Source organism: Cohnella silvisoli, assembly GCF_021190915.1.
GTDB classification, from domain to species: Bacteria; Bacillota; Bacilli; order Paenibacillales; family Paenibacillaceae; genus Cohnella; species Cohnella silvisoli.
In genome coordinates this window covers 195,113-215,674 of the sequence record NZ_JAIOAP010000009.1, presented here as the reverse complement: position 1 = coordinate 215,674, position 20,562 = coordinate 195,113, and the positions used below count along the sequence as shown (strand labels likewise).

The following is a 20,562-nucleotide window of genomic DNA, read 5'->3' as shown; positions in this document are numbered from 1 at the left end:
CGATTTTCTATTCGAGAGGGGAATCGATATTAATATGATAAAAAAAGGAATCACATCGCTTCTCTTGCTGATCGTTATCGCTTCCGGCTTAGCCTTATTTGCCCCCAAGGCCGAAGCTGTTGGCGACGGTTCGGTCTTTAACGGTCCTCATACGATACCAGGTCGCGTTGAAGCCGAAGATTTCAACAGCGGCGCAAGCCAAACCGCCTATTATGACAAATCAAGCGGCAATGGCGGCAACAACACAACTTACCGGACAGGTACGGACGTCGATATTTCCACGTCCGGCAGCGATACTTACGTAACGAACATCGAATTCGAGGAGTGGTTGAAGTATACGGTGAACGTGCCGACAGCCGGCTGGTACAAGTTCACGTTTCGGGCAAGCAACAATTTGTCCGTCAATCAGTCCATTATGGTGCATACAGACAACTTCATCCATGGTGACTTCCTAGTTACGCCTACCGGAGGCGCGACCACGTTCGCTACCTTCAACGGTCCCCAGGCCGTTTATTTGAGCTCAGGCAATCACGCTATCTTTATCGGTTTACGAAGCGGCAACGGTAGTACGAACTTCAACTTTGACTTGTTCGATATTACATCCGTCAGCGCGCCGTCTTGGCAGGACCCTGCCATCGTGACGACGTCTGTGACGACGGAAGACGTCGTGGTGGCGACTGTGAACGCCAAAAACGCGCCATACAACGCAGCGGGGAACGGGACGACGGACGATACGGCGGCGATACAGAATGCTCTTAACGATGCATTCCAAATGGGCGGCGGCATTGTCTTCCTCCCTGCCGGTCATTACCGGGTAAACGGAACGCTGAACGTTCCCCCGGGCATTACGCTGCGGGGAGAATGGAAAAGCCCCGATAACGGCGGAGGACTCGGCGAAGGTACGGTGCTCAAAGTGTACAGCGGTAAAGACAATGCTGGAGGCACCGCCTTTATGACGCTGAACAACATTAGCGCGGCCCGGGACCTCAGCTTCTGGTACCCCGAACAAGAGTACGACAATGTCCACGCCTATCCGCCAACGATTGCCGTAACGCGATATAACAACGTTGTCAGCGCGTTTAACTTGACGTTTTATAATGCTTACAAAGCCATTACATTCGGCGTTATCGGGTCGGGCAGCGGTTATTTTCTGGAGGACATATACGCGACATGCCTGAACACCTGCATCACGATTGACCAAAGTTGGGAATACAGCGTTATTCACAATGTCAAGATCAACAACGAAATTTGGTCCGGCTCGGCATTGGCAGGCGCTCCCGCGACGACGCCGCCAAAGGCTACCCTGCTTGCTTACACGACGGCTAACGCCGTCGGGATAGATGTCATAAAGAGCGATGGATTTTCCGCCTACAAAATTGACATCAGCGACGTCAAGAAAGGCATGATCTTTTACGATTCCAGCCAGTTTCCCGCTTACGGCTTCATCGGCAAAATCAATGCTACGACGATTGAGAAGAAACCCGGCGGCGGTTTGAAGATTGTTAATATGGATCAAATTCCGGAAACGAAGCGTTTGAACTACACGAACCCGCCTAACAGGAAGCCGGCCAGTACAACCAATTTCTTCAATGTAAAAAAATCCCCCTACAACGCTAAGGGAGATGGTCTGACCGACGATACAACGGCCATTCAGAGCGCTCTCGATGCGGCCAATACGGCGGGAGGAGGCACCGTCTTTTTGCCGGCCGGCAACTACAAGATTACCGGAGGTTTGACGGTATGGGCCGGAGTAGAGCTTCGGGGCGTGCACGATGCAAGGCATTTTCTCGATTCGATTGATGGGACGTTGATTTCGGCCTACGTCGCGGCAGGCAACGAGAATGGAACGCCCCTGATACAGATCAAGCAAAATGCCGGAATTCGAGGTTTCTCGATACGCTACCCGAACTCCGAACCGGAGAGCATTCTGGTGTATCCGTGGACTGCGCAAGTGCAAGGAACGAATTCATGGATTAAAGATATCCGGCTCGAAAATTCATGGAACGGATTCGACTTGGGCAGTTATGACACGACGGGACACGTCGTCAGCGGCATTTGGGCGAACGCGATGAATAAGGGAATTTACGTCGGGGGAGGCTCCAATGAAGGATGGTTGGAAAACGTGGGATTTTCCTATGCAGCCTGGGGCAAACACGGCGACAACGGTTCATGGACGTATAACCAGCCGCTTGTTCGAGATCGGGTCTATCGGTATCTGCACGCCTTTACCCTTGGCGATGTCAAAAACGAGCAAATGCTGAATCCTTTTTCCTTCGTTGCGCTTTACGGACAGCGTTACGTCAAGCAGAACGGCAACGAGCCGCAGGATATACTGATGTTTAATGCGCTGCTCGATACGAACGGTGACGCGCTGTTCAGCTTCGAGGCCGGAGATCGGATCGACGTGATGGGGGTCAACACCGTCAACACGGTTTATTACGCATACGGAACGCAGACGTTTAACGGAACGGCCAATATATACGGCGGCGTCAAGTTCGTCATGAACGGTCCATCCGTGGCCGAGCTTCACGCGCCTAACCAGTCGATTTACCGTTTGACGTCCGCGGATAGCTATAACCAGGACTATGAGAAGCCGCTTTACGCCGTGGACGGGTACGCTTCCAGCAAGTGGGTGGCCGTAGGCAGCACCCCTCACTGGATGATCGTTGATTTGAACAAAGCCACGACCATTGGACGGTGGGTAGTCAAACACGCCAATTATATTGGCGGCGGTCAGCAATCGCTTAATACGAGAGATTTCAAGCTTCAGTATGCGTCCAGTGTCATCGGTCCATGGACCGATACCGACACGGTAACGGGAAACGCATTCGACATGACCGACCGTATGTTCAGTTCTGCAACGGCTCGGTACTGGAGGCTGTATATCACCTCTCCCGAGCAAGGCTCCGGCACAGTCGCCCGGATACACGAATTGGAGTTATATGCGGTTCCGACTAATTTGTCTCTTGGCAAAACCGCAACGGCGATCTCAAGCTTTAATGGAGACACGCCAAATCGAGCTATCGACGGCAACCCGGCGTCCAAGTGGGTAGCTACATCAGGCGCTCCATACTGGCTGATGGTAGATCTCGGTTCAACGAAGACGATACGACGCTGGATCGTACAACACGAGGGTGCGTATGGCGGGGACAACACGTACAACACGAAAAGTTTCAAGCTTCAAGTCGGAGACTCTACCGGCACGACGTTCACGGATGTCGATGAGGTTATCGGCAACCGGGATAACCGGACCGATCGTCTCGTTAATGTAACAGGCCGTTACTTCCGGTTATGGATTACATCTCCGTCGCAAACGAACGATACGATGGCAAGGATCAAGGAGTTTGAATTGTACGATGCCGGAGGTCAAATACAGCTCTATTCCGAACAGGATATAGCTAACGTGACGAACCTCGCAATCAACAAGACGACGAATGCGAGCGGGATGATCGACGCGAACACAACGCCAACCAACGGCGTCGACGGCTTGCTGACGAACAGATGGTCCTCGACTGTACCGACACCGCATTGGTTAAGCGTGGATCTGGAAGGCAAATTCCGTGTGCAAAGTTGGGTTGTCAAGCATGCCGGGGCCGGCGGGGAAAGCACGACCCTGAACGCCAAGGATTACAAGCTTCAGCTTAGCAAAGACGGGGTTGAATGGATTGACGGCGATGCCGTTATGGGCAACACTGCCAACTCGCCCAACCGGAACGTCTCCTTGTTCGCCCGTTACGCGAGACTGCTGCTTACGGTTCCTGAACAGGGTAGCGGAACCACCGCTCGCGTCTACGAATTTGAGTTGAACGGGAAAGCGATGAGCAATCTGACCCCTACCGCAACGGCGTCGGCGGATGGGGCAACGGAGACGGATCCGCCAAGTCGGGCGATCGACGGTGATCTGTCCTCGAAATGGGCCGTCAGCGGCAGCGCTCCCCACTGGTTGCAGCTTGACCTTGGCAGTGTTCGTTACATCGGACGTTACGTCGTGAAACATGCAGGTATCGCCAATCTGTCCGATTTATCCTGGAACACAAGAAACTTTAAATTTCAAGGAAGCCTTGACGGTACGAATTGGTTCGACGTCGACGAGGTGAATTCCAACGCGGAAATCGTCACCGATCGGGATGTAACGGCGGTTGCCCGTTATGTCAGGCTTTACATCACGGCACCGGAACAAGGGAGCGGTACGGCTGCACGCATTCAAGAATTTGAAGTGTACGGTCTGACGGCCACGAACATAGCTTCCGGCGGGACGGCGAACGCCAGCTCCTCGTCGGGAGGAGACACTCCCGACAGGGCAATCGACGGCAAAACCGCCTCGAAGTGGGCTACGACAAGCGGAACGGGTTCCTGGCTGAATGTCGACCTGGGCAAGCCGCATACGATCGGCCGTTGGGTCGTGAAACATGCCGGCGCCGGCGGGGAAAGCGCGACTTACAACACGAAGGACTTCAAGCTGCAGGTGAGCGTCGATAACGTCAATTGGCGCGATGTCGATTATGTATACGACAATTCTTTCAACGTTACTGACAGGCAAGTTGAAGCGCAGGCGAGATATGCAAGGCTGTATATCATGACCCCTGAACAAGGATCGGGAACGGCCGCGCGTATCGTTGAATTTGAAGTATACGGCGTCACCGCGCCATAAGCAGTAACTTGGGCAGTACGGATTGACGGGGCAAGTAACGCTTGCCCCGTCAATCCGCTTCATCTTCATAGATATTTCGGCGGTAAGAACGGAGTGAAAATTCATGAAAAGGCTGGACAGAGGGATCTTCGTTCATCGGTTGCTATTCGTGCTTCCGGCGTTCGCCTTATTTGCTATCTTTACGTATTATCCTTTTTTTTTCGGACTGTATTATTCCTTTACGCAGTGGGACGGCATGGCGCCTCCCGTATTCGTAGGCATGAAAAATTACGTCGATTTGTTTCAAGACACAGCCATCATCGAGGCCAGCAAGAATACGCTTTACTTCGTATTGCTCAACATATTTATTGGAAATCCCTTGGCTCTGGGGTTAGCGTTGGCACTGAACCGAAGGTTCAGAACGCGTGGATTGCTCCGCACCTTATTCTATATTCCTTCCATTATGAGCCTTATGGTTGTGGCGGTCATATGGAGCGATCTTCTGCGTTACGATGGTCTGCTGAACGGTTTTCTCACATCGGTCGGTTACGAAAGTTGGGTGCGCGATTGGCTATTTGCGAAAGAGTCGGCTCTTCCCATGATCATGCTGATCGTTATTTGGCAAGGGAGCGGGTTCGGTGCCGTAATCTATCTCGCTGGCCTGCAAGGCATTTCGAAGGAAGTTTATGAAGCGGCAGAAATTGATGGAGCCAGCGGTCTTCGGAAGCTACTGCGCATTACGGTTCCACTCCTTATGCCCATCGTGACGATTAACGTCTTCGTGGGGCTAGTCGGAAGCTTGAAGATGTTTGATCTTCCGTTCACTTTGACTAATGGCGGACCGGGCAACGCGACGGCGACAATAGGCTTGCTGATCTATAAACTGGGCTTCGTTATCAAGACGCTCGGGTATGCCAATGCAGCGGGTATCATGTTCATGATCGTTATCGCAATCATAACGTTCATTCAGGTGAGAATTACCAGAAGTAAGGAGGTAGAGCTATGAGTCAGGCAGAGACTGCCGGGAAGTCCGGGCGCGCTCGCCGTCGGGCTACAGTCCGGAACCGAGTGTCCTGGCTAGCCGAAGGGACGATGCTGGCATTAGGACTAGTAGTTATCTACCCGCTGGCACATTTGTTCCTTTCGAGTTTGAAAGAGCCCGATAAAGTGTTTGATCCGTTCTACATTCCGGATTTTACGTTCTGGGGCAATTACGAAGAGGTATTCCGTGCGGGCAACTTCCTGATTTCTTTCGGCAATACGGTTTTCTTGACGACTGCCAGCATTGGTCTTGTGGCGATTCTCTCGTCTATGGCAGGCCATGCGATCAGTCGCGCAGGCAAAGGCTTGTTATTGTGGATCTACTTTCTGTTGCTGTCCGGCATGATTATTCCCGCACAGACGACGATGATACCCATCTTTAAGCTTGCCGTCGCTTTCGGTTTAATCGACACGCGGTTTTTCATGATTCTGATGTACACGGCCGGCGTTATTCCGTTTGCAACGTTTATCTATGCCGGATTCGTAAAATCGATACCGCGGGAATTGGAAGAGGCTGCGGCTATCGACGGTTGCGGCAGGTGGAGAACCTACTGGACGATCGTCTTTCCGTTGTTGATGCCGGCGACGGGTACCATAATCGTTACGAACATATTCGGAATGTGGAGCGATTTGCTTGGGCCGCTTCTCTATTTATACAGCCCGGAAAAGCAGACGCTGATGACACTGATCTTTTCGTTCAAGCAGGAACGCACGACGGATTGGGGGCCGGTGTTTGCCTTGTCGGTTATCGCAACGATTCCGCTGATTCTCCTGTTTCTATTCGTTCAAAAGCAGTTTATCCGCGGATTAACTTCCGGTGCGCTCAAAGGATAGCTAGCTTCATAAATACAGCCGACAGGGAGAGAAACTTCATGCCTAGATTACAACAATGTGAACTTGCTTTTGGAAACGCGCAGATGCAACTCGACGAGCAGTTGGGTGCCATCGTTTCATTGACAGCATTCGACAAGGAGTTCATCCTGGGAAATGTAAGCTCGCGGCGATTGTTCTCGCTTCGATTACGTGATCGAAATGGAGTGCCATATGACGTTTCTTCGGGGACAGCCCAGGAATGGTCGGCGGATTCGACGGCCGGATACATCCGTCTCCACTATCGCGGGCTCGGAGGGCTGGAGCTCGATGCGACAGCGGAAGCAGAGGCCAAGGGAGACGAACTTCATTGGCATATTGCAGTTCAAAACCGGACGGATTTGTCGCTGGAGTGGATCGATTATCCTGAGATTATCGTGCCGAATGATTTGATCGGAGCGGGCGGGGACGCTCGCCTGGTGTGGCCAGCCATGGAAGGGGTTCTGATCGACGATGTAAACATCAGGGAATCGACCTGGCTCCATTACAAGGAGCCGGGATATCCAAGCAAAGGATGGGAAGGCGTATATCCGGGCCCCGCTCCAACCCAGTTCATGGCATATTACGGGGAGAAGGGCGGCCTGTACGTAGGAGCCCACGACCCTTACGGTCACGTCAAATCGATAGAGTACCTTCCTTGCGAAGGCGGTATCAAGCTTCAATTCCGTTTGTTCTGCGAAGGGGCGGGTCGAGGTACTTACCGTATGGGTTACCCGATGGTCTTAGCGACATTCAAAGGTGACTGGCACGATGCAGCCGATCGCTACCGTAGCTGGTTCGAGAGCTCCGATGTACCCAAACCGACAAAGCTGGCAAACAACAATAAGCTACCTGATTGGTACTTCGAGTCTCCCGTCATCGTGACTTACCCTGTGCGCGGAGGCAAAGATACGGGAGATATGACGGAGAACGAGTACTTCCCTTATATCGAGGCCATGCCTCTGCTGGAACGGTTCGCCGAAGCGTTCGGGAGCAAGGTCATGGCGTTGCTGATGCACTGGGAGGGAAGCGCGCCTTGGGCGCCTCCTTACGTATGGCCGCCGTTTGGAGGGAAAGAGCGGCTTAAAATTTTCGCGGACGCACTTCATGGCAAAGGACATCTGCTCGGTCTTTATTGCAGCGGGATCGCTTGGACGCAGGAAAGTCTGCTCGTTCCCGAATACGGTCAGCAGGATCGGTTCGAGCGTGAGCATCTTGAGGAAATTATGTGCCGCGCTCCAGACGGGTCGCTCCCGTACTCCCTGATCTGCGGAGGCTCGCAGAGGTGGGGCTTCGATATGTGTCCTTCGCAGCCTTTTGTGGAGACGACAGTGACGAGGGAAATTCGCGGCATGCTGGAGAGCGACTGCGATTATATTCAGTTCTTCGATCAGAATCTCGGGGGGATGTCCTACTTCTGCTACGACCCTTCCCACGGCCATGGGCCCGGTCCCGGCCGTTGGCAGACGGAGGCTATGCGTCATCTGTTCCGTTCGGTCAACCGAGAGCTCGAACAGTCGGGACGCAAAGTCGTGCTGGGCTGCGAGGCCGCAGCTGCAGAACCGTTCCTATCCGAGCTCCCGCTGAATGACCTGCGGTTTAACGTCGGCTACTTTATGGGCCGCCCGATCCCGCTTTATCAGTATGTATACCATGAGTATGTGAACAACTTTATGGGAAATCAAAACATGGTGGTGCATACGATTGATTTCGAACAATCGCCGGACAACTTGCTGTGGCGTCTTGCCTACTCGTTCCTCGCCGGAGACATGCTCACCGTTGTGCTTGGAAGAGGAGGGCGGATCAATTGGGATTGGGGAAGCGATCCTGTCAACAACTTGCCAGACCAGTCCGCCGCTGAGAGATTCATCCACACACTAAACGGATGGCGCAAAGGAGCAGGAAGAGACTACCTCCACTTCGGCAAAATGATTAAACCGCTCTCCTATACATGTGAAGGCGTTCATACCGTATGCATGAAGGACGGTCGCAAGTTGGAGCATCCTGCAGTTCTGACCAGCAAGTGGGGGATTGCAGACGGACGGCAGGCCCAGTTTTTTGTTAATGTGACGGCTTCGGAGCAGTCTTTCAAAGTTCAGCTCGAGAAACAGGCAGGGGCTCACATTGCCGTCTCCATCGATGGAACAGCAAGCGGCGAATTCATACAGCTCGAGGCTGACGATCAGGATCAATTGCCGCTCAAGGTTGAAGAATACGGAGTACTGATGATTTTGGAACAATAAGATCAAATGTGTAAAGCGATCTTCTCATTCATACTTGAGGATCGCTTTTTCCGTTCCTGCTTGTAATAGATTCTGTTGATTCATCAAGCCCTTATCCACGCATCCGTATCGTACCCTCCTTGCTCCCAGTAACCGATATGATCCTTCTCAATCAGCTCGATCCTGTTCAGCCACTTGACGGACTTGTAAGCATTATCGGTATATACGCCGTCTCCGGAATAGAACTTCACGAACTTCGCGCTTGGCTTCACCCCTGCTTACTTTAGAAATGCGGAAAGCGGAATACCTTTCCATGTATTATTGTATGGAACGGATCATATTTCCCGTCGCCCAGAACTAGCAGCTTAGGCTTGTTCAGCCCCGTCTCGGATAGATCGACTTTCCAATCGAAGCCCGTGATCGGGAAAGTGCCCCATACTCATTAATGAACTTTATTTTTCTTCACCACTTTCAAACGCGGGTTTCATCAATAATCGCGCAGATACACCGATCTTCTAAAGGCAGGGGAGGAATGAGCGTCAAGCGTGAGCCTGAATGCCGTATTCGGATGCTTCCTCCTCCTCTAAAATGTGCTATAATCAGCATTGCGAGGAGGCGAACGTATGATCGTGACGGTGACGGCGAAAATAAAAATCAAGCCAAGGCAAGCTCAAGCAGAAGCGCTGCTGGAAACCGTCTTCGCTTATCGCAAAGGTTGCTACCTCGTATCTTCGGTGGTATTTACCACTAAACATTTAAAGCATCCTGCCCTGCATCAAATCACCTATAACACGCTTCGCAGCACAATTGGCCTCCGTTCCCAGATGGCCCAATCGGCCATGAAGACTGTCATCGCCAGATACAAGACCAATCAAAGCAATGGCCACGATTGGACACAAGTGCAGTTTAAACAGCCGGAGTACGATCTCGTATGGAATCGCGACTTTTCGTTAACCTCCGGTTTGTTTTCAGTGAACACCTTGCAAGGGAGAATCAAGGTGCCCTTCGAGAGGAAGGCGATGAAGGCCTACTTCGATGGTTCCTGGAAGTTCGGAACCGCTAAGCTTGTCCGCGAGCATCACAAGTGGTTTCTGCATATCCCGATGTCCAAGCAGATGACCGAGACGCAGTTGGAAGAGATTACACAGATTGTAGGCATCGATCTGGGAATCAATTTTCTCGCGACAGCCTATGACACGCAGGGCAAAACCGTCTTCTTTCCGGTTAGAGCGATTAAACGCAAGCGGGCGAAATACAAACAAATGCGCCAGCAATTGCAGAATAAGCAAACGTTAGTTAAGTAGAGGTTATTGATAATAGAAACCAAACCGCGGGAGCGGCAACGGGAGGCAACCATGTTCACAAGGCTCAGCGTTCGCGAACAGCTCGATTTCTCTTTGTACCGCGTAGAACGGGCGATATACGATTCCTTCCATTTGGATATGATCAAGCCTTATTGGACGGTATCCTTCGTTCTGGACGGGGAAGTAAAGACGAAATCCCAGGGCGCGGTCGAAATCGCGAAATCGGGCGACGTCATGATTTATCCTCCGCATGTTCCGTTTTCCGAGACGGCTTTAGGCAAAGGCGTCCACCTGTGGATGCTGATCGATATGCGAGTCGTACCTCAGCTTAACTTCTTCCAGCGTTTCCCGATAGCTAGAGTTGTTACGCTGCAAAATGCCCAAGCCTATGCGCGCACTTTCGATGACTTGCTTAACGTCTGGGAACAAGATCACTCGCCTTTTCGCGATTTCAAAGCGATTAGCCTGACCGTGCAGCTGCTGGAAGCGATTCTGGAAAGCTGGCTTGCGGCGGGCAGCCCGGGAATACCGGCATCGAAGCTTACCGAGGAAGACCGTTTCCTTCAAGTCGTTCAATATATGGAGCAAAATCTGGACGACAAAATCACGAGGGCACAACTGGCCCAGATTTTGCATCTGCATCCCGGGTATTTCAATCGGGCATTCAAGAAGATGTACGGAGTGTCGTCGCTGCAGATGCTTAAGACGCTGCGGCTTCGGAAGGCAGCCCAAATGCTGGAGGAACCCGACAATACGTTGGAGGTTATTTCCAAGGAATGCGGCTTTGGCGATGCGGCGTATTTCAGTAAAATTTTCAAGCAGAGTTTCGGGAAAACACCCGGAGAATATCGCAGAAGCATCCGTAATACGAAAGTCGGATTCATGTCTTCCTAAGAGGCTTCTTCTCAAACTAACCGTTTGGGAGGAAGCTTCTTTTTTATTTAGATGTTCCAAAAATACAATAGGTTGTTCAGATTTTTAATTGTCAGACGTTTTGAGCCTTACCTACAATGGGGAAGAGGGAGGAACTCAAGATGTCTACCGATACGAACAAGAGAGATTACCGACTTACCGGCCCCGAAAGCAAGATCGCATTAGAGAAAGGGCTAGTAGCAGCTGAATGGTACATCAGCCTAGTTCCCCGCAAGCGGCTTAAGGAATTGATGAAGCGAAGGAACGGACCGGCTATACGGGATACGATTCTATGGTTTTGCGCTCTCGCAGGAACGGGATTTCTTGCCTGTTGGACATGGGGAACTTGGTGGGCGATTCCGGCTTTCGCGCTGTACGGAATCGTATACTCCTCGCCGGCTGACTCGCGCTGGCATGAATGCGGTCATGGGACTGCCTTCAAGACGCCTTGGATGAACGAAGTCGTGTATCAAATCGCTTCTTTCATGAGCTTAAGGCCCGCAACGCCCTGGCGATGGAGCCACACCCGCCATCATACCGACACGATCATCGTTGGACGCGATCCCGAGATCGTGGCCCCGAGACCGCCGGTTTGGCGCATTATCCTGATGGATTTCTTCCGTCTGTACGGCGGTCCGAAGGACATCAGAAGAATGATCATGCACTGCTTCGGCAAGCTGGATGAAGAGGAACGCGAATATATTCCACGTTCGGAATTTTCCAAGGCGTGCTGGGAGTCTCGCGTCTACGTGCTCCTATTCATCGGAATTATCAGCTGGTGTATCGTTACGAAGAGTTTTCTGCCGGCCATGTTGATCGGGCTGCCATCCTTCTACGGAGCTTTCCTTGTTCTCGTATTCGGGATGACTCAGCACCTTGGTCTGAATGAGGACGTATTGGATCACCGGTTAAACACGCGAACCATCTATATGAATCCTATATTCCGTTTCCTTTACTGGAACATGAATTATCATATCGAGCATCATATGTTTCCGATGATTCCTTATCATGCGCTGCCCGCGCTCCACGAGGAAATGAAGGACGATTGTCCGCCGCCGTGCCGCAGTCTGTGGTCGGCGATTAAGGAAGTCGTCACGGCGTTAGTGAGGCAGGGCAAAGACCCTACTTATACGATTGAACGTACTTTGCCCGCAACAGCGCGTCCTTATGGGTTCGGGAACGATGACAAGACAACAGGAGGGGTAACCTATGCCGGATCTTGAAGGCTGGATCGAGACATGCGCGGTAGATGACATCGACGAGGAGGACGTTATCCGATTCGATTACGGAGACCGGACGTTTGCCTTATATCGGACGGAGGACAGCGAATACTATGCGACCGACGGTTATTGCACGCATGAAAAATTTCATTTAGCCGACGGGCTGGTGATGGGAAATACGATCGAATGCCCTAAGCATAACGGTCGGTTCGATTATACGACCGGTGAAGCCAAACGCGCGCCGGTGTGCGTTCGCCTTCAAACTTATCCGGTCAAAATTCAAGCGGGTAAATTGTTCGTGAAAATCGGGTAAGGGAGATACGGTTAAAATGACTGAACGGGGAATGGTGATCTTAGGCGCAGGTGAAGCTGGCGCACGGGCAGCCGTGGAGCTGCGGACAGCAGGCTGGACCGGGCCGGTTACGTTAATTGGACAAGAACAAGGATTACCTTATGAACGCCCCCCTCTTTCCAAGAGAGTACTGACAACGGAGGAAGACGTCCATCCGGCGGTTATTCATCATAAGGATTGGCTCGCTCAACAAAACATTACGTTGTTGGCCGGTAGTCGGGCTGAAAGGATAGACCGGTTTAACCGCTCGGTTGTTCTCGCCGACGGACGACAAGTCAATTATGAGCGACTGTTGCTTGCTACGGGGGCGATCCCCCGTAAATTAACCGTTCAAGGCTCGGAAACAGCGGGTGTACTGTACTTGAGAAACTTTGCCGATGCGCTTGCGATTCGCGCTAAGCTGCTCGCCGGTCGGCATGTAACCGTCATCGGCGGCGGTTTTATCGGTCTTGAAGTGGCTGCAAGCGCGCGGGAAAGAGGGTGCTCCGTAACGCTGATCGAAGCCGGTCCGCGCATTCTGATGAGGGGCGTTCCCGAAGCGATTGCCGGTATCGTTCAGGAGCGCCACTTGGCAGATGACGTCGAGTTTAAGGTCGGCGCGGCTATCGAACGGATTGAAGCAACCGAGGGAGGACACTCCATTTTTCTTGCCGACGGATCCGTTGTGCGTACCCAAGCGATCGTCGTCGGAATCGGAGCGGTTCCGGAAACGACGATTGCTGCTAATTGCGGACTGGATACCGATAACGGGGTAAGCGTGAACGAGTTTCTGGCAACGAGCGATTCTCATATTTATGCCGCGGGAGACTGTTGTTCCTTCCCGCATCCGCTCTATGACGGTAAACGAATAAGGCTTGAAGCGTGGCGGAACGCGCAGGATCAAGGAGCGCATGCGTCTCGCAATATGCTGGGCGCGGCCGAGTCGTTTGCAACCGTTCCTTGGTTCTGGTCCGACCAGTACGAACAGACGCTTCAGGTGACCGGCTTGCCGGATTACGGAACTCGCACAATAAGTCGCGATATAGGTCATGCCGGCCGGCTTTATTTTCACCTTACGGATGAGGGACGGTTAGTAGCGGCAAGCGCGATCGGCTCCGATCCGGGTATCGCCAAGGAAATACGTATCGCTGAAATGCTAATCGAACGTAGGGCGGCGCCGGATCCTCATGATTTAGAAAATCGGGACGTTAAGCTCAAAGGCTTATTAAAGTAAATCCATAGTCGGATCGAGAGGATAAGGTCTCGATCCGATTTTTGTTAAGGCGTAAAACATGTAAATTGCCGCGGGAAACGGATGGGCCTATGCTTATTTCTACCCCGCAGCAAATAAATATCGCACAGAATAGGTGAACCTAATGAACAATAGACAGCCCAATATCCTATATATCATGAGCGATGATCACGCCGCGCATGCGATGAGCTGTTATGGCAGCAAAATCAATCAGACGCCGAATTTGGATCGGATCGCAATGGAAGGCATGCGCTTCGACAACTGCTTTTGCACGAATTCGATTTGCACGCCGAGCCGGGCTTCCGTTCTGACGGGAACGTACAATCACGTCAATGGGGTTAGGACGCTGGATTCCAGCCTTGACGGGAGACAGACGACGTTTCCGAAATTGCTGAGGGAGGCTGGATATCAAACGGCAATGGTTGGGAAGTGGCATTTAGGGCACGGCGGGCATAGCGATCCGACCGGTTTCGATTATTGGAACGTGTTGCCGGGGCAAGGGGAATACCATGATCCCGAATTCATCGAGATGGGAGCGGCGCGCAAGGTCGAGGGCTACGTTACCGATCTCATTACCGATTATTCGTTGGAATGGCTGGACAATAGGGATAGGGATCGGCCCTTTCTGTTGATGTGCCATCATAAAGCTCCGCATGACAAATTCGAATACGATGCGAAGCACGCCCACCTATACGAGGACGTGGACATTCCGGAGCCCGTCACGTTCGACGACGATTATTCCAACCGTTCCGATGCGGCCAGGGAAGCAACCTGCAGAATCGCCGATATGGGCAGGCACCTTACGGAACAAGCTCCCGAGCACTTAACCGGGCAGGCATTGAAAAAATGGAACTACCAAAAGTTCATTAAAGACTATCTAAGATGCATCGCCTCTATCGATGATAACGTAGGACGTTTGCTGGACTATCTGGACGAAGAAGGTTTATCGGAAAATACGGTGGTCGTTTATACGTCGGACCAAGGCTTCTTCCTGGGCGACCATGGATGGTACGACAAGCGCTTCATGTACGAGGAATCGCTCCGGATGCCGTTTATCGTGCGATATCCGAGGGAAATCGCTCCCGGCTCGGTCGATGCCTCGATGGTGTTAAACGTCGATTTTGCTCCGACATTTCTGGATTGCGCGGGACTTCCGGTTCCGGCCGATATGCAAGGGAGAAGCTTCCGTCCCATGTTCGGCGGCGAAACACCGCCCGATTGGCGCACATCGATGTATTATCGCTACTGGATGCACTTGGCGCATTTTCATATCAAGGCGCATTACGGCATTCGGACCGACCGATACAAGCTGGTCTATTATTACGCGGAAGCGCTTGGAGTGGAAGGAGCAATCGACGAGACGAAGCCGATGGAATGGGAGCTGTTCGATCTCGTTCGCGATCCCCGCGAGCTGAACAATGTGTACGGCGATCCGGCATACGATTCAATAGTAACGGAGCTAAAGCTGGAACTGGCTAGGATCAGGCTGGAAGTTGGGGATGACAGCTGTCCTTGGCAGGAAAATCCTGACCGATGAATGCGGGAGGAGTGCATGCTGATGTTCAAAGTACTGCTGGTCGATGATGAGATGTACGTTCGCAGAGGCTTAAGAAATTTGATCGATTGGCATGAAAGCGGTTTTGAGATTGTCGATGAAGCGGACAATGGCGCCGACGCACTCCGATTGATCGAAGAAATTCGCCCCGACTTGGTCATTACGGACATTCGCATGCCGGTGCTGAGCGGCTTGGAGCTAATCGGACAGGTGAACGAAACCGGTCGCTTTAACATTCCGTTCATCATTTTAAGCGGGTATGGCGATTTCAAATATGCCCAGCAGGCGGTCCGATACAACGTCCATGACTATATTTTGAAGCCGGTTGATGAGGACGAGTTGAGGGCCGCGCTGCAAAAAATAGGCGATAGGCTGCGACAGTCGCAGGCATCGGGTATGGACCAGGAAAATTCGCTGCTTGCCTCCTTCTTCCGCAGTCTGCTGATGGATGCCGGGGAGGAGAGAGAAGCGATCGAACGCGATAAAATAGAGCGTCGCTTGTTGGCCGACGATGCGGCCGAGCTCTATTACTTTATCGTCGAGTCCGAGCCTATAGGCGGAGATAAAGCCGTTATTGCCGACACGATTACGAGCGTAGCCGGCATCGATGTCCCGACATATGTACATGAACAGGAACGCAACCGATTCGGTTTTGTCGGGACGACTCGCCACTTTGAGCGATTCGGAGGCGTGATGGAACGGTTTGCCGAAGCGGTTCGGAACGAGGCCGTCAAGCGTTTCTCGCGAGAGTTGCGTCTATATGCAGGACAGTGCGCTCGGTGCATAGACGAGCTGGCGGATTCGTGCCGGACGGCCAATCAATTGCTGCAATATAAATTTGCGGTACCGGAAAGCGACGTAATCTCATACGAAGCGGTGAAAGATATCCCACTTATTCATACCGATGCGGATCGGCAATTCATCTCTGCATTGACGGAACGAATGGAAGAGAACGATTCGGCGGCAATCCGGCATGCGGTGGATGCCCTGCTCTTGGAGTTTCAGGCCAAGAGATTGGCACCCCATGCGGTCGGCCGGACGATCGACCGCTGCGTCGGCAGCATCATGGAGACGATTGTCGGCATGAAAGGAAATACTGAGGTGCTCATTGCGCTCAAAACGTTTGAACCCCTGTCGCAATGGAATTCCCATTCCGGCGGAGTCGGGTCGTTGAGGAGATTGCTGACGGATTTAGCGCTTGAGGGTGCCGTGCTGATCGCCGATTTGCGCAAGGAAAAGATGCATGGCAGCATCCATCAGATCAAGAAGCATATCGAAGCTCATTTTCGCGAGAATATGAGCCTGAAGAGCATCGCGGGGAAGTTCTATATGAACCCGGTTTATGTAGGTCAGTTGTTCCGCAAAGCGTATGGCCTCTATTTCAATGAGTTTCTGTTGAAGGTGCGCATTCAGGAAGCCAAGCAGCTTCTACGCCAAACCGAGCTGCGAATTTATGAGATTGCCGAGAGAGTCGGATTCAATAGCGCCGATTATTTCGTGACGCAGTTCGAGAAGCTGGAGAGAATGTCGCCATCCGATTATCGGAACCTGCTGCTCAACAAAACATTCCAGAACGGCGGCGCTAATGCGAATCTTAAGCTTAAATAACGTCAGGCTGCGGAATAAGCTGCTGTTGCTCTATTTCCTATCCGTATTTTTCCCGATCCTATTCACCAACGTATTCTTCTACACGGTTACGACCCATAACGTCAGAAATCAGAAGGAGCATGACGTCTCGCTGGCGCTGGACAAGATCAGGAACGATTTTCGCGTCAAAATCGATGATGCCGTCGGCATCTCAGCCGTCTTCTACACGGATCTGCTTATTCATGACGCGCTGGAGCAGCAATACGAATCGCCGATCGATTATTTAGATACGTACGAAACCGATATTCGGCCAAGCCTGAATAAATACAGCCCCATTTACAAGTCAATCCGGGAAATTGCCATCTTAACCGACAACCCTACCGTTCTAGGCGCAGGGGGCATCAGCATGATTACGGACGAGGTAAAAGCATCCGGCTGGTACCGGGAAGTCATGGCGTCCAAAGCCAGCTACCCCGTCATCGTCCATTCGAGGGAAAAAGGCAAGCCCGACGTTTTCAGCGTCATCCGCAAGCTGAACAACTTCACCAATCAGAATCGGTTTACGAAAATACTGAAAATCGATCTCCATCCGGATACGCTCAAGCAAGTGTTCCAAGACGGCACGTTGCAGGGCAATCTCTATTTGGTCAACGCGAGCAACGAGATCGAATATACGACCGACTCAACCGTCCGCTGGCAACAAGAGAAGATCAACTTCGCTGCGTTTCATAAACCTCAAGGCGCGCTCGTATTCGAGAAAAGCTATGACAACGTGAATTACCTTCGCGATTGGAAGGTTATCGGAATTCTTCCCGAGCACCAGATGCTCGAGGTCGTCCGCAAGTCGAGGGCGGTCGTCATTTACTTAGCTTGCGCCAATATTCTGTTGCCGACGCTCGTTATCGTCTGGATAACGAAGTCGCTTCACGATAGGGTGCTGCGAATAGTCAGGCATATGAAGAAGGTCAAACACCAAACCTTCGAAACGATCGACCATGTCGAGACGAAAGACGAGATCGGACAGCTTACCCTGGAATACAACCGGATGACGCGGCAGATCAGAACCTTGATCGACGACGTCTACGTTGCGGATATTCAGAAGAAGGACCTGGAGCTGAAGCGCAGAAAGGCGCAGCTTCACGCGTTGCAAAGCCAGATCAACCCCCATTTCCTGTTTAACGCATTGGAAACGCTGCGGATGCGCAGCTTGCTGAAGCAGGAGGACGAGACCGCGAAAATCATCCATAACATGGCGAAGATTTTCCGCAAATCGCTCACTTGGGGCAACGACTGGGTTACGGTTCGGCAGGAAATGGACTTGGTCTACTCTTTTCTGGAAATTCAGAAGTACCGCTTCGAAGAAAAGCTTCATTATCGGGTCGAGGTGGGGGAGGACGTTGCTGAGTGCAAAATTCCGAAGATGGTGTTCCTGCCTTTCGTGGAAAATGCCAGCATTCACGGCATAGAACCCATTCACGGTCAAGGCGAGATTGATTTGAGGATCTCGCTCAATGAAGGGGAAATCCACTTTGAATTGAGGGATAACGGAGCCGGAATTTCCGAGGAAAAGCTGGAGAACCTGCTTGCATATATCGGCGACGAAGAAGAAATGGGCGATCATATCGGCATCAAAAACGTATACGCCAGATTGAACATGTACTACGGGGAAAACGCGCGGCTTACGATCGACAGCAAACCGGGAGCGGGAACGACAATCCGCATTCGCATCCCGGATCAGTTAAACTTTTTGCAGTAAAAGCTAAAGTTTACTGGGTAACCAAAGTCGCCTGCTTTATTTATTATTGTTATTGAAAGGGCTTACATCAACACGCTTTCAACAACAATATGAGGGGGAAAGAAACGACATGAAGGCAACAAAAATGCGGTTCTTCCTGTTGGCGCTCGTCATTATGCTTGCGCTGGCCGGCTGTACGAAGGGGAATAACGAAGCTAAGGACTCGTCGAGCGCAAGCGCGAACAGCCCAAGCGCTTCGGAGTCGAGCGGGGATCCATCATCATCCGCTTCGGCATCATCGGAAGCAGACAAGACGCCGGTTACGTTCTCGTATTTCAATGCGGCGGTAGCGGGCAAGGACGGCAACACCAACGAGACGGTGCTCGGTAAATTGTTGGAGGATCAAACCGGGGTCAACTTCAAGATGGAGCACCTCGTGGGCGACCTCAACACGAAACTTGGCGTCATGATCGCGAGCGGCGATTTGCCGGATGTGATGGTGCCGGACAGCGGGATCGACAAAATGCTGGACGCCAAAGCTTTTATCCCGCTGAATGAACTGCTAGACAAGTATGGCCCGAATATTAAGAAGCTGTACGGCCCTTACTGGGAAGATATGAAATCGCCGGACGGCAATATATACATCATTCCTTTCGCGGCTAATAACGGCTTCGTTCCGGACATGTATCAGCCGGGCGCCTTCTATATTCAGAGGGGCGTGCTCAAGGAATTCGGATATCCGAAAATCACGACGCTGGACGAATATTTCGACTTGATCAAGAAGTATAAGGAGAAACATCCGCAGATCAACGGCGGGGACACGATCGGTTTCGATGTCCTGACAGACGATTGGAGATTTTTCACCCTTACCAATCCGGCGCCTAACTTGGCAGGTCTCCCGAACGAAGGCGAAGTGTTCGTCGACATGCAATCCCACCATGCGGCCGTTACGGGCGACAAAGATTTCATGAAACGCTGGATTCAGAAGCTCAATGAAGCGAACAGCCAAGGTTTGCTGGACAAAGAATCGCTCGTAGCCAAGTACGATCAATATATCGCGAAGCTGTCTACCGGCCGCGTGCTCGGATTTTTCGATTACGGCTGGCAGATCATCCCCGCCCAACAAAATCTGCTTCAGGCAGGGGACGACGACCGTCGCTATATGGGCTTCCCGCTCGTCTTCGATAAAGGGACCAAGGACCAGTATATGGACCCGCCTAAATTCGTAGCCAATCGCGGCATCGGGATTACTTCTAAGGCGCAGGATCCGGCCCGCATCATCCAATATTTCGACAACATGGTGAAGGAAGAAAACCAGAAGCTGTTGTTCTGGGGCGAGAAAGGCAAGACGTACGAAGTGGACGATAAGGGTCGCTTTTACCAGACCGACGAGCAAATTAAGCAGACGCAAAATCCCGACTTCCAGCAGTCATACGGATTTAAGTATTACAGCTACTATTGGCCGATGGGGGCAGGTCTTTTCTCCGACGGCAACTCCTACTTCGCCGACAGGCAGCCCGAAGTCATCGAGAAAAGCTATTCCGAGGGAGATAAAACCTTACTGAACGCTTACGGTCTGAAGGTGTTTACCGACGTATACAGCCCGCCCGATGAGCGTAAGTGGTATCCGGTATGGACCGCGAATAAGCAGCAGGGCTCCCCTGAGCAAATTTTCGAGCAGAAGAAAACGGACTTGCAGCGGAAGGCTTTTCCTAAATTGATTCTAGCCGCTCCGGCTAAGTTCGACGCTCTGTGGAATGATTACGTTGCCGATTTCAACAAGCTTGACGTCAAAGCTTATGAAGATTGGGCGAACGGAGTCGTTCAGGATCGATTGAACGGCAAGAAGAGATAGCGGAATCATTTCCCGAATAACGGAAGGTCGCGGCGTCGGAGCTATCGTTCCCGATGTCCGGCCTTCCGT

Annotated in this window: 12 protein-coding genes and 2 pseudogenes; 13 read left to right on the top strand and 1 reads right to left on the bottom strand. The window is 52.0% G+C overall.

The features are described 5' to 3' along the window. The first annotated feature begins 34 nt into the window (after positions 1–34). From K7P76_RS18115 to K7P76_RS18100, 4 genes are all read left to right on the top strand, one after another. A complete protein-coding gene (locus tag K7P76_RS18115; protein WP_232186725.1) occupies positions 35–4,651 on the top strand; it encodes a galactose-binding domain-containing protein in 4,617 nt (1,538 codons plus the stop codon). Positions 4,652–4,754: 103 nt separating this feature from the next. Continuing rightward, entirely contained in the window at positions 4,755–5,636 is an 882-nt protein-coding gene (locus tag K7P76_RS18110; protein WP_232186724.1) for a carbohydrate ABC transporter permease, read from the top strand. Further along, positions 5,633–6,505 carry a carbohydrate ABC transporter permease gene (locus tag K7P76_RS18105; RefSeq protein ID WP_232186723.1) on the top strand — a complete coding sequence of 291 codons (873 nt, stop codon included), beginning with the start codon at positions 5,633–5,635 and terminating at the stop codon, positions 6,503–6,505. The genes K7P76_RS18110 and K7P76_RS18105 overlap by 4 nt, the downstream gene beginning before the upstream one ends. Before the next feature lie 38 nt (positions 6,506–6,543). Then, entirely contained in the window at positions 6,544–8,763 is a 2,220-nt protein-coding gene (locus K7P76_RS18100) for a DUF6259 domain-containing protein (protein ID WP_232186722.1), read from the top strand. 83 nt (positions 8,764–8,846) lie between these two features. On the opposite strand, the pseudogene K7P76_RS18095 reads toward K7P76_RS18100, so the two are convergent. Then, positions 8,847–9,068: pseudogene (locus K7P76_RS18095) on the bottom strand (molybdopterin-dependent oxidoreductase); the annotation flags it as partial. Between the two features lie 297 nt (positions 9,069–9,365). Between K7P76_RS18095 and K7P76_RS18090 the strand changes: the two are divergent. From K7P76_RS18090 to K7P76_RS18050, 9 genes and pseudogenes are all read left to right on the top strand, one after another. Continuing rightward, positions 9,366–10,034, top strand: a pseudogene (locus K7P76_RS18090) (transposase); the annotation flags it as partial. 63 nt (positions 10,035–10,097) lie between these two features. Then, complete coding sequence (locus K7P76_RS18085; RefSeq protein ID WP_232186721.1) at positions 10,098–10,940, top strand: helix-turn-helix domain-containing protein; 843 nt, start codon at positions 10,098–10,100, stop codon at positions 10,938–10,940. Positions 10,941–11,080: 140 nt separating this feature from the next. Beyond that, the gene (locus K7P76_RS18080; protein ID WP_232186720.1) at positions 11,081–12,181 is read left to right on the top strand and encodes a fatty acid desaturase family protein; all 1,101 of its coding nucleotides are present in this window, start codon (positions 11,081–11,083) and stop codon (positions 12,179–12,181) included. Continuing rightward, complete coding sequence (locus K7P76_RS18075; protein WP_232186719.1) at positions 12,168–12,491, top strand: MocE family 2Fe-2S type ferredoxin; 324 nt, start codon at positions 12,168–12,170, stop codon at positions 12,489–12,491. The genes K7P76_RS18080 and K7P76_RS18075 overlap by 14 nt, the downstream gene beginning before the upstream one ends. A gap of 16 nt (positions 12,492–12,507) precedes the next feature. Then, positions 12,508–13,743, top strand: coding sequence for an NAD(P)/FAD-dependent oxidoreductase (locus tag K7P76_RS18070; RefSeq protein ID WP_232186718.1), 1,236 nt, complete (start codon positions 12,508–12,510; stop codon positions 13,741–13,743). Between the two features lie 142 nt (positions 13,744–13,885). Further along, a complete protein-coding gene (locus K7P76_RS18065) occupies positions 13,886–15,298 on the top strand; it encodes a sulfatase family protein (RefSeq protein ID WP_232186717.1) in 1,413 nt (470 codons plus the stop codon). 15 nt (positions 15,299–15,313) lie between these two features. Beyond that, entirely contained in the window at positions 15,314–16,924 is a 1,611-nt protein-coding gene (locus K7P76_RS18060) for a response regulator transcription factor (RefSeq protein WP_232186716.1), read from the top strand. Beyond that, positions 16,902–18,659 (top strand): cache domain-containing sensor histidine kinase, encoded by a 1,758-nt coding sequence (locus tag K7P76_RS18055; protein ID WP_232186715.1) that lies wholly within the window; start codon positions 16,902–16,904, stop codon positions 18,657–18,659. Before K7P76_RS18060 ends, K7P76_RS18055 begins: the two co-directional genes overlap by 23 nt. A gap of 109 nt (positions 18,660–18,768) precedes the next feature. Further along, entirely contained in the window at positions 18,769–20,493 is a 1,725-nt protein-coding gene (locus tag K7P76_RS18050; protein ID WP_232186714.1) for an ABC transporter substrate-binding protein, read from the top strand. Positions 20,494–20,562: the final 69 nt, after the last annotated feature.